Source organism: Mesorhizobium sp. ESP7-2 (assembly GCF_020164715.1).
Lineage (GTDB): Bacteria > Pseudomonadota > Alphaproteobacteria > Rhizobiales > Rhizobiaceae > Mesorhizobium.
The window spans coordinates 20,814-31,781 of the sequence record NZ_JAIUGQ010000054.1; the positions used below are offsets into that span (position 1 = coordinate 20,814).

8 protein-coding genes and 2 pseudogenes are annotated in these 10,968 nt (G+C 59.3%); 7 read left to right on the plus strand and 3 right to left on the minus strand.

Features of this window, described 5'->3' with window-relative positions; translation table 11 throughout:
• Nucleotides 1–21: 21 nt before the first annotated feature.
• The 7 genes and pseudogenes from LB543_RS30765 to LB543_RS30795 form a co-directional block, all read left to right on the plus strand.
• The gene (locus LB543_RS30765; RefSeq protein ID WP_140764241.1) at nucleotides 22–1,026 is read left to right on the plus strand and encodes an SDR family NAD(P)-dependent oxidoreductase; all 1,005 of its coding nucleotides are present in this window, start codon (nucleotides 22–24) and stop codon (nucleotides 1,024–1,026) included.
• Complete coding sequence (locus LB543_RS30770) at nucleotides 1,023–2,294, plus strand: hypothetical protein (protein WP_224598657.1); 1,272 nt, start codon at nucleotides 1,023–1,025, stop codon at nucleotides 2,292–2,294. The genes LB543_RS30765 and LB543_RS30770 overlap by 4 nt, the downstream gene beginning before the upstream one ends.
• The gene (locus tag LB543_RS30775; protein WP_224598654.1) at nucleotides 2,281–3,543 is read left to right on the plus strand and encodes a polysaccharide biosynthesis/export family protein; all 1,263 of its coding nucleotides are present in this window, start codon (nucleotides 2,281–2,283) and stop codon (nucleotides 3,541–3,543) included. The genes LB543_RS30770 and LB543_RS30775 overlap by 14 nt, the downstream gene beginning before the upstream one ends.
• Before the next feature lie 76 nt (nucleotides 3,544–3,619).
• Entirely contained in the window at nucleotides 3,620–4,522 is a 903-nt protein-coding gene (locus LB543_RS30780) for a class I SAM-dependent methyltransferase (RefSeq protein WP_224598651.1), read from the plus strand.
• 316 nt (nucleotides 4,523–4,838) lie between these two features.
• A complete protein-coding gene (locus LB543_RS30785; RefSeq protein ID WP_224598648.1) occupies nucleotides 4,839–6,566 on the plus strand; it encodes a type I secretion system permease/ATPase in 1,728 nt (575 codons plus the stop codon).
• Between the two features lie 11 nt (nucleotides 6,567–6,577).
• A complete protein-coding gene (locus LB543_RS30790; protein WP_224598646.1) occupies nucleotides 6,578–7,909 on the plus strand; it encodes an HlyD family type I secretion periplasmic adaptor subunit in 1,332 nt (443 codons plus the stop codon).
• A gap of 271 nt (nucleotides 7,910–8,180) precedes the next feature.
• Nucleotides 8,181–8,584: pseudogene (locus tag LB543_RS30795) on the plus strand (HlyD family efflux transporter periplasmic adaptor subunit); the annotation flags it as partial.
• Between the two features lie 22 nt (nucleotides 8,585–8,606).
• Here the strand turns inward: LB543_RS30795 and tnpC are convergent.
• From tnpC to tnpA, 3 genes and pseudogenes are all read right to left on the minus strand, one after another.
• Nucleotides 8,607–9,455: pseudogene (gene tnpC / locus LB543_RS30800) on the minus strand (IS66 family transposase); the annotation flags it as partial.
• 69 nt (nucleotides 9,456–9,524) lie between these two features.
• Complete coding sequence (gene tnpB, locus LB543_RS30805) at nucleotides 9,525–9,881, minus strand: IS66 family insertion sequence element accessory protein TnpB (protein ID WP_224598640.1); 357 nt, start codon at nucleotides 9,879–9,881, stop codon at nucleotides 9,525–9,527.
• Nucleotides 9,878–10,258: an IS66-like element accessory protein TnpA gene (gene tnpA / locus LB543_RS30810; RefSeq protein ID WP_224616881.1), complete on the minus strand. Its 381-nt coding sequence runs from the start codon at nucleotides 10,256–10,258 to the stop codon at nucleotides 9,878–9,880. Before tnpA ends, tnpB begins: the two co-directional genes overlap by 4 nt.
• Nucleotides 10,259–10,968 lie beyond the last annotated feature (710 nt).

Genomic DNA, 10,968 nt, shown 5'->3' on the forward strand with positions numbered 1-10,968 from the left:
CGGACGAGGAAATGCTTGGTCATGAGCTACAAGGGCAAGAAGGTTCTGGTGACAGGTGCGGATGGATTTATCGGGTCTCATCTTACCGAGGCACTCGTACGCAACGGCGCGGATGTCACTGCCCTTGCGCTATACAATTCCTTTGACAGTCACGGGTGGTTGGATGATTTGCCCGACACAGTTCGAAGCCAGCTGAAGCTCGTGCGTGGCGACGTTCGCGACAGCGCTTTCCTGAACCGGATCATGCGAGGTCAGTCGATTGTTTTTCATCTGGCCGCGCTCATTGCTATTCCATATTCTTACGCAGCCGCTCAGTCATATGTGGAAAATAACATCCTGGGCACGGTGAACGTACTTGAGGCGGCTCGCCAGTGGGAGACGGAACGCGTCGTTCACACCTCGACTAGCGAGGTCTACGGCACCGCCTTGACGATGCCAATCGGCGAAACGCATCCGCTGCAGGGACAGTCGCCTTATTCGGCATCGAAGATCGGCGCCGACATGATGGCCCAGTCCTACGCCAGGTCTTTCGATGTTCCTGTCGTGATCATGCGGCCCTTTAACACATACGGGCCACGTCAGAGTGAACGGGCGATCGTGCCGACCATCATCCGCCAGGCCTTGGACCCAAATTGCCCGGCAATCATGGTCGGCGATACAAGTCCGGTCCGCGACCTCACCTTTGTCGAAGACACAGCGGCGGCATTCCTTACGGCAGGGTTGTCTGGTCTCGAATTCGGCAATGCCTACAATGCCGGGAGCCAGCGCGCCGTGACTGTTTCGGACGTACTGGATCTCGTTCTTGAGTTGAGCGGCTCCAAAAAGGCCGTTCATCGAGACGAAAGTCGTCTCCGGCCGCAAAACTCAGAAGTTCGCGCCTTGCTGGCTGATTCCACGCGTCTTGAAAGCGAGACTGGTTGGCGGGCGCAGACCAGCCTTCGCGATGGCTTGGGGCGAACAATTGATTGGTGGCGGTCGCGTCTCAGCGAAGGTCGGGTACGTCGCGAAATGGGCTACATGACATGACTTCCGGCCACCGTTACGCATCGGCTCTGATGTTAATTGCAGCGGCCTTACCCATCGATCTACACGTCGCGATCGGGTCGCAAAACGTCATTCCACCGACAGTGTCGTTGCCGGCAGACCTGCCGGGCTATCTCCAGTCAACGCAAGATCCGGCATCGGGCAACAGCTTCACGCGCGTTACCAAACCCGGAAACCTTGGCAATGGAGTCGTGTGTGGAAGGAAGTATTGCAGTCATCGCTATTCGAGCGCCCAAGCCTGGAGCGCTGACCAAAGCCTTCTTGTCATCAGCAACGGCTGCGGTGGCATGTGCTTCCTCGACGGACACACCTACGCCCCGCTCTTCCACCGGGACCGATCGGGCGGATGCGAGTGGAACCCGCAGGAACCGAGCCAGATGATCTGCGTCGAGGGCAGGGCAATCTCCAGGTGGACGCCGCGCACCAATCGTGAGGAAGTGATTTTTCACGCGACGAACTATAGCAATCTTCAGTTCGGCCCTAACAAAGGCAACCCTAGCCGGGATGGCAATCGCATAGTCGTGCGCGCGGTTCGAGCGGACGGCAAAACGGTGGCCTTCGCCTACGATCTCAAGCGGCAGCGAAAGTTCCAGGATATCGATCTTGCTCAACTTGCTGGGGCCAACCGCGCCTGCTCGATCTCTCCGCTAGGCACCAACGTTCTTTGCTTTCAGAACCTTGAAGACGGGACGGACCAGATCATGATCTTCTCCGTCGACGGTGTCTTGCGCCAGAAATGGGCGGAGCATCATCGGCCTGGTCACGGCGATATGACCGTCGATGCCGATGGCAGCGAAATTTATGTGGGCATCAGCAAATCGGAACCGGACAAGTATCAAGTCATCAAGCGGCGGATCTCGGATGGGGCGGTCACCTCACTGATGAAATACGGCGAAGCCCAGCACGCGTCTCTACGGGCCTTGAATAGGCCGGGCTGGGTATTCTTGAGCTACGCCGGCGATCCGGCGGAAGTGTCAAACCATCCCGATTGGGCGCCTTACGCAAGGGAAGTGATCGCGCTGCGCACTGATGGCAGTGGATATGTTCGTCGCATCGCGGAGACGCGAAATGTCGTCTTCGACTACTGGAGCGAGACACACGCCTCGCCCTCCCCAGACGGCTCGCAGGTTGTCTGGTCAAGCAATTGGGGCGCGCCGGGCGGCCCGGTCCACGATTTTGTCACCCGTGTCGATTGGTCAGTGTCGGGCACGTCGAGCCAGAAGGAGATTGTGGCAAATGGGCTTCGATAAGCGAATTCTACTCGCCGCGCTCGTCGCGGTATCAGCCGCCCAAAAGGTCGCTGCGGCAGACGCCCCGCTTGTCTATCAATTGTCTCCAGGAGATGTCGTCGAAATAGGAATTGCTTCGATTCCTGAGCGAATTCAGCGTGCCGTGGTCCAGATGGACGGCACGATCGCGCTTCCCGAAGTTGGCGTGGTATCGGTTGCCGGCCTTACTCCGACTCAACTGCAGACGCGCATGGAAACAATCTTGCCGACAAAGATTTTTCGCGCGCGGCTGCAGGACGGGCGAGAGCAAATGATTATCATCAAGCCAAGCGACGTGACCGCGGTGATCGCGGAATATCGGCCAATCTATGTCACCGGCGATGTCCTTACTCCGGGGCAGCAGCCGTATCGCCCGCTGATGACAGTTCGACAGGCGATAGCCGTTTCCGGTGGATTAAGCCTTTTGCGTTCAAGAGCAGGCCAAGCGGGACCCGATCCGGTTGATCTGCGCCGCGACTATGAATCGCTTTGGGGCGAGTATATCAAGGACTACTTTCACGGCGCTCGAATTCGCGCCGAACTGCAAGGTGAGGCGAGCTTTGACCAACACCTGCCGCAGGGATCACCGTTGCCTGCCAGTGTCGGTACCGCAATAGCGCGGGCTGAAGCGGAGGCCTTGAAGATTTCAATCAGCGATTTTCAGGCGGAGCAGAGCTATCTCGAAAAAGGCGAGAAAGACACGGCAGATCAGATCGACGTTCTGCTCAAGCGTCAACAGGTCGAAAACGACGGCGTCAAGGCAGACCAAGACGATCTGGCTAGGGTTACGAAGGTCTTTGAATCGGGCAACCTCACCAACAACAGGCTCGCCGACGTTCGGCGAGCTTTGCTTCTGTCGTCAAGCGGTGCTCTTCAGACGTCAGTTGAACTGATGAGGGCGCGTCGCCAGGAAGATGACTATGCAAGGCAGCTGCAACGCGCTGAGAACCAACGGAAAATTGGTCTTCTGACCGAATTGAAGGACACAGATGGGCGTTTGGCGGACAACACCGCAAAACTTCACGCCGCAAGCCAGAAACTGCAGCCATCCGGAGCGTCGGCCCGACCCTTGCCTATGGCTGGGGAAACAATCCGCGCCAAGGTGTTGATCATTCGCAAGGTCGGCCAGGAATGGCGAAAGCTGGCTGCCGACGAGGATACCGTCGTTGCGCCCGGAGATACCATCGAGGCGACCTTCAGCAGTGACCTCGAAGCCGTGGCCATCCAGTAAGCAAGTGTGTCGGACTCGCGTGGGGAGGCCGCTGGCTCAAAGTTCGACCGTCAACCAAAATGGAACGGAGGGTTTCGTGAAGATCCAGTCCAAGCCAAGCGCCTCTCCAATGCAGTCAACTGAAGTCGCACCAGCGGCCGGCCCGGCAATCTGCACGTTTGAGACACCTGTCTTGAAAGTTCCTCAGACGAGCCCCCGAGCTGTTGAGGCCAGAGTGTGGCAGAATCGGCGGGCTGATCGGGAAGGGGATGAAGTCTCGGATAATTATCGCATTAGCCACTGTGCCCTGGGTTATGGTGAGCACTACAACAAGACACACGAGTCCGGCTACTATGGCGCCCTGTGGACAAAAATTGAGAAGCCCCTTCTCGTTGACGTTCTCGGTCCCATGGGTGGTGCCGGCCGAAAGTGCCTCGACTTCGCGTGCGGCACCGGCCGCATCACCAACATAGCCGCCGAACTGTTTGACGAGGTGGTGGGGGTCGATGTCTCCGGGGCTATGCTCGCCTGTGCACGGGTCCCAGACAATGTGAAACTGCGGCACATCGATATGACAGTCGACCCGCTCGGCGAAACGTTCGACGTTGTAACCGCATTTCGTTTCTTCCTGAATGCCGAGGATTCTCTGCGACGAGAGGCCCTGACGGCGATACACGACCAACTGAACGACCAAGGCAGGCTTGTGGCCAACGTACACATGAACGCAACCTCGCCAGTTGGCGTAGCTTGCCGGATGCTAAATCAGGTTTTTGGACGCACACTCCGCAACACGCTGAGCGCCAGTCGATTTAACGAATTGCTCGTATCGTCTGGTTTCACCGTTGAGCACCTGATCCCCTACGGTTATCTGCCTCGGCCAGGCCACTTTTTGCCTGGCCTTTGCCAGGCATTGATCGAGCCAGTGGAGAAGGCATCAAAAACGCTCAAGCTGCCTGGCTCCCTTGCGCAACACTTTTTGGTGGTTGCAAACAAACGATAGGCTGGTCGCACCGCCGGGTCGCAATCACACGGGTCTAAAAACCGTGTTTTGACTTCGGCGGCGCTGTCGCTGCAAACTTTCCCACCCCCCGCTATCTTATCCACCGCTTTTGGCAAGGAAGCCTTGGGTTTCTCGGAAAAGCGTCACGATTTTGCTACATTTTTACCGAAGGCAGATACCTTAGCAACGCTTAATGCTTTTGGTGCGGGACAGGGCTAGCAAGGAAGAGGGTGTTTACAATCGGCAGGACAAGCGAGTCCATGCGGCCATTTCTCGTAGAGGGTCGCGCACCATGAAGCGATGGAACGGGCCTTCGATGGATTTGCGTTCGGCTTTTTCAGGCTGTGTTCCTGGGCTGGCCGGTGTCGGTCTGTTCTCAGCGGTCATCAACATTCTGTCTTTGACAGGATCCATCTATATGCTGCAGATCTACGATCGCGTTCTGCCTTCACAGAGCATTCCGACGCTTGTCGGATTCACTATTGGGATGCTTGGTCTGTATGCGGTCTATGGAGTGCTCGATTTCATACGGCTTCGCCTCTTGGTGCGGATTGGCAGTCGGCTCCATAGAACTCTGCAGCAAAGGGTCTTCGCCATCTCACTGTCCCTGCCGCTCATTGCCGGAGAGGACGCAAGCAGGACTCATCCGCTTCGCGATCTGGATCAACTCCGCGGCTTTCTTTCCGGGTTGGGACCGACAGTCGTCTTCGACGCCCCCTGGATACCATTTTATCTGGTGATCATCTATCTTCTGCACCCTTCGCTTGGAATACTAGCCACAGCAGGCGCGGCTGTTGTCATTACCCTGACAGTGGTGGCGGAAATTTTTGCGCGCGGACCGGCGATGCACGCGTCCGAAGCACTTTTATCGCAACGCGTTCTTGCCGATTCCGGGCGTCGCAACGCCGAAGTTGTGCACGCTATGGGTCTTTCCAGCCGGATTGGCCATCGCTGGAGCGAAGCGACCCGAGCCTATCTGGCGTACCAGGAGCGGCTTTCCGACGTCGTAGGCGCAGCCGGCTCGCTAACCAAGGCGCTTCGCATGGCGTTACAATCCTCGGTTTTAGGGCTCGGCGCTTATCTTGTTATTGGCGGCGAAGCATCCCCTGGCGTGATTATCGCGTCATCCATATTGCTGGGCCGCGCGCTGGCCCCTGTTGATATTGCGATCGCAAACTGGAAGGGTTTCCTGGCTGCTAGGCGCAGCTTCTCCCAGTTGGCCGCCGTGCTCAGCACTTTTGACGATCACAACGAGCCCATGGAATTGCCCCGCCCGCAGGCACTTCTTGCGGTTGAAGACCTGACGATCGCGCCGCCGGGCGTGTCGAGGCCGACCGTCTTAAACGTGACTTTCCAATTGCCGAAAGGCTCCGGCATGGCCGTTATCGGCCCGAGCGGCTCTGGCAAGACGACGCTCGTTCGCGCCCTGGTCGGTGCGTGGAAGCCGCTTCGCGGAACGGTCAGGTTAGACGGAGCCTCGCTCGAGCAATGGAGTTCGGAGCGGGTTGGCGCTCATGTTGGTTACCTGCCGCAAGACGTTGAACTGTTTGATGGTACAGTCGCGGACAACATCTCGAGGTTTGGCGGCCAAGGCGATCCCAAAGGCGTTATGGCTGCCGCCAGGGCGGCGGGTATCGACAAGATGATCATGCGACTTCCAGACGGTTTTCAAACGCGCGTGGGGGAAGGGGGCACTGCTTTGTCGGCGGGGCAGCGGCAGCTCGTGGGACTGGCCAGGGCACTTTATGGCGAACCATTTCTTGTCGTTCTTGACGAGCCTAATTCAAATCTCGACGTCAGTGGCGATGCTGCGCTGGCCGGTGCGATCCTGAGCGTTCGTCAGCGTGGTGGGATTGTCATCATTGTGGCTCATCGTCCGTCGGCTCTCACCAACATCGATCGGGTTCTCGTCATGTCCAATGGCATGCTCCATTCCTTTGGCTCGCGCGAGGATGTGCTGGCGAACGTGGTCCGACCCTTTCCAGCTGCAGAGCGTCCAAGTCCGGTGGTGCCCCTTCACAAGGGCGTCAGCGGGCATGCCTGAGATTCTTCCAAGTGTCTGATACGATCACGGCGCCATATGCCACCGGGGAGGATGTGCTCGGATTGCAAGACGGCGTTCGCGCCAATCTGATGCTAGGTCTTGCAACGACTTTTCTAGTAGTCTTGGGCTGCGGGCTGTGGGTCGGCTTGACCAAGATCGCCGGCGCGGTGATTGCGCCAGCCACAGTGGTGGTAGAGACCAACATCAAGAAAGTTCAGCATCTCACGGGTGGTACGATCGGTGCTATCTTCGCCCAGGACGGAGATCATGTTCAAGCCGGCGACGTGCTGGTCAAGCTGGATGACACATTGACGAGAGCTAATCTGCAAATAATTAGCGAGGATCTCGATCGCGCGACTATCCGCCTTGCCCGGCTGGAGGCGGAACGGCAAAGCCTTCCGGAAATCCAGGTCCCGCGAGCTGTCCAGGCCAGGATGAGCAACCCTGAGCTGGCGGCTCTTGTCAGTGGTGAACGCGCCTTGTTCGACAGCCGTGCGGCGGCACTCAAAGGTCAGAAGGCTCAATTGCAAAGTCGCACAAGACAACTCGAACGTCAGATCGACGGCCTCAAATCAGAGCAAGCGGCGGAAGATGAAGCGGTGGCCTTGCTGGATCACGACCTCACGGATGTCGAAGCGTTGTATTCTAAGAAATTGGTTTCAAAGGAGAGATTGAGCAAGGCGAGATTGGATAGCACGCGAGCTCACGGAGAATCGGGACGTCTGGCCGCTGCAGTCGCCGAAGCGGAGGCTCGGGTTAGCGAAACTGCGCTGCAAATTCTCCAACTCGACGAACAAAAGCGCGCCGATGTCACAAGCGAGCTTCGCCAGACCGAAGCCAAGAGCACCGAGCTGAAGGAGCGCAAGATAGTAGCTCAGGATGAGCTGAGCAAAAGTACGGTCAGGGCTCCGCAGTCTGGAACAATTCAAGAATCATCGATCCACACGGTAGGCGGTGTCGTCGGCCCCGGAGAAGTGCTCATGATGATTGTGCCGGATACGGACAATCTCGTAGTCGACGCCCTAATCCCGCCGTCGCGTGTAGATGACATTCGCGCCGGCCAACCAGTATCAATTCGTTTTCCTGCGTTCGACGCCGGTACTACACCCGCCTGCCAAGGGTGGGTTCAGCGCATATCCGCCGATTTGATCAAGGACCAACAGCGTCAGTTGTCGTATTTTTCAGCGCGTATCAAGGTTGAAAACAAGTCGGACTGCTTAACGGAAGCCAAGGTCCTGAAGCCAGGCATGCCTGCCGAAGTCCACATCAGCACAGACGAACGAACTGTATGGTCGTACTTGCTGAAACCGTTCGCTGACCAGATGTCCAGGGCTTTCCGTTAGGCGACAACAGCGCCACCCGACAACGGCATACCGAGGCGAATTTGTGGGGTGGCATTAATAGGATATGGGCGAACCCTTGGACCTGCGTGCCGTGGCGGACACCCCTGTATGATCAAGCTGACCGGAGCGATCTGACGAGGATTTTCATCGAAGTCGGCGATCAGCTTGTCGAGCTCATCCTGGGTAGGTCGCGATCGCGCTGGTGCCTTTGCCAACGAGGCCGAGTCTCTTCAGGGCGATACGCGCCAGCTCTATCTGTTCGATCTTGACCGGAGGCGTCGTCACGCCGGCGCAGTCGCTCGCGGTCGTCGTGCCGGCCGACGCTGCCCTCGAGATCGAGGCCATGGTGTCGAACAGCGATATCGGGTTTGTTTCTCCCGGGCAGGAGGCGGAGATCAAGGTCGATACCTTCAATTTCACGCGCTACGGGCTCTTGCACGGGCGCGTGCTCGGCGTCTCGCACGACGCCGTCAACAATGACAAACGCGACGATGCCTCAGGCGAGCCACGATCCGCAGCAGAGAGTTCGACGACCGAGACACGGGGCAGGGGCTCGCCTATGTAGCGCGCGTCTCGCTCGACCGCACCCAGATGCGGATCGAGGGCAGATCCGCCGATCTGTCACCCGGCATGTCGGTCACGGTCGAGATCAAGACCGGCTCACGCCGTATCATCGTAAGCGGTGTTCTCAGGCCACGGCCCGGAGTTCAGAGGCGCGGATGTAAGGCGGGTCGCCGCCATTCCATGGTCGGTCATCGCGGGCATAGGCCCAGAGCTGGCCTGTCTTCGTCTTGCCGCGGCCCGGATCGAGCACCGGCGCCTTCGTCTCGTCGGCGAAGAGTTTTGGTGAGGACCTCAGCTTTCCAAGCAGCCGCTCGTGCACCGGACGTAGATGCCAGGCGGCACGGCCGACCCAGTCGGCGAGCGTCGACCGGTCGAGATTGATGCCCTGCCGGGCGTAGATCTGCGCCTGACGATAGAGTGGCAGGTGGTCAGCATTTTTGGAGACTAGGACCTGGGCGATCGTTGCCTCGGTCGGAAGGCCGCCTTCGATCAACCGGGCGGGTGCCGGAGCCTGAACGACAACGTCCTCGCAGGCGCGGCAGGCATATTTGGGCCGGCGCACGACGATCACACGCAGCCGCGCCGGCACGATGTCTTAGCCGCTCGCTCACGTCTTCGCCGATCCGATGCAGGCCGTTGCGGCAGCACGGGCAGGCATGGGCCTCGATGTCGACGACCATCTCCGTGCGCGGCAGATGGGGTGGCAACGCGCCGCGGTTCGCCCGACGCTTGGCGACACGCGCCTGTCGCTCCGTGGGAGCAGCCTGTTCGTTCTCCTCCTGCCGGCCGCCTCGATCTGCTCGGCTTCCTCAAGTCCCAGCAGCAGTTGGTCTTCCGGCAGCGTCTCAGCACGACGGCCGAAGCGATGGCGCTGCAATTCCTTAATGATCTGGACCAGACGGGAATTCTCGATGTCGCGCGCCAGGACCATCGCCCTCAGCGCATCCGGATCGTCGGGAAGCTGGTCAGCCGTCATCGCCATGAGCCGATCAGACCATATTAGCCGACGGCCCGCGACAGCGGAATCCACGCTGATTCACTTCGTCGCGGGTCAGCCCGCCTGGGCTGGAATGCGGGTCCGGCGCGGCTCGTGGACTCGCCGCCAATCGAGGCCTTCGAGCAGCGCCGAGAGCTGTGCAGCCGTCAACCGCATCACGCCGTCATGCACTTTCGGCCAGCGGAACTCGCCATCCTCCAGACGCTTTGCATAAAGGCAGACCCCGGTGCCGTCCCAGAAGATCAGCTTGATCCGGTCGGGGCGCTTGGCGCGGAAGACGTAGACGGCGCTGCTGAACGGATCGGCGCCCATCGTCTCGCGCACCAGGGCGGCCAAGCCCTCAGCACCCTTGCGGAAGTCCACTGGCTTCGTCGCTACCATCACCTTGACCGCACCCGTCGGCCCAATCACGTCGTCGCCTTCAGCGCGCGGATTACAGCGGCTACTGTCTTGGTATCGGCGCCACGGCCAACGCGCATGGCGATGCCGTCGATCTCAAGCTCAATCACGCCGGCGTCTCGGGTGGCTTTCCGGTTCCGCTGCTTCGGTGGATGCCTGGCTATGGGTTCCGGCGCCCCCACCACCGCCGGCACGAAGGCGGGAGAATCTTGCTGCACCGAAACGGCCTGTTTGCGCGCTTCGCGACGCCAGGCGAAGACCTGTTGCGGCCTCAGACCATACCGGCGGGCGACCTCGGAAATGATTGCGTTCGGCTCCAGAGTCTCCGCAATGATCCGGGCTTTGTCATCCACCGACCACTGACGCCGGCCGCCAGCACCGTTGATCACATCGAAACGTCGAGGCTGTCGCTCAGGGTCAAGCGTAAGGTCAAGTCCAGACACAAGCCGATCTCCGATCCCAATGCAGAACCGGCAACCTCACAGATTGCGGCCACTCCCGAAAGGTGGCCCGGAAACACCGAACGTATCATCAGCTACCTTCTTTCGCCGCTCATGCGATACAAGCAGGAGGTCCTGCGCGAGCGGTGAGAAGCAGAGGTGCCGATCCATCGCGTTGATATGGCTGCGCGGCCCGGTTGTGGTAGGCTTGGCAAACCCCCATAGAGCGCCTCAGCGCGTGTCGAACAGGCGCTAGTCCATGTATGGCAGCATCCATCTGTACGGATGTCCGCTTTTAAAGGCGATCGCGGGAAGCTTGCCGGTTGGTAGCCGGAGCCGGGAAAGGACGCGGAGCGATGTTGCCAAGCATTGGGAGTCCGCAGTCAAGCTGGTCGCGGCCCTGGAAGAGGAAGGCGCGGCGGAGCACCGTGGCAATGTTGCGGTCTTGTGACTCGACCCTCACACTTGGCGCCTGCAGCCCGTCTGAGAGCGTGGCGGCAGCCAGGCGCGATCAATCGCTGAAAGCGGCGTGGAAACTCAGCCTAGCCAACTCACCAATTCGGCCCCGTGGATATCTCCACGAAAAAGTTCAAAAACTTGAGAAAGCGGTGTTGACAGTTTGTCGGGGTGGCGACTATATACGCCTCACGAACGAGGGC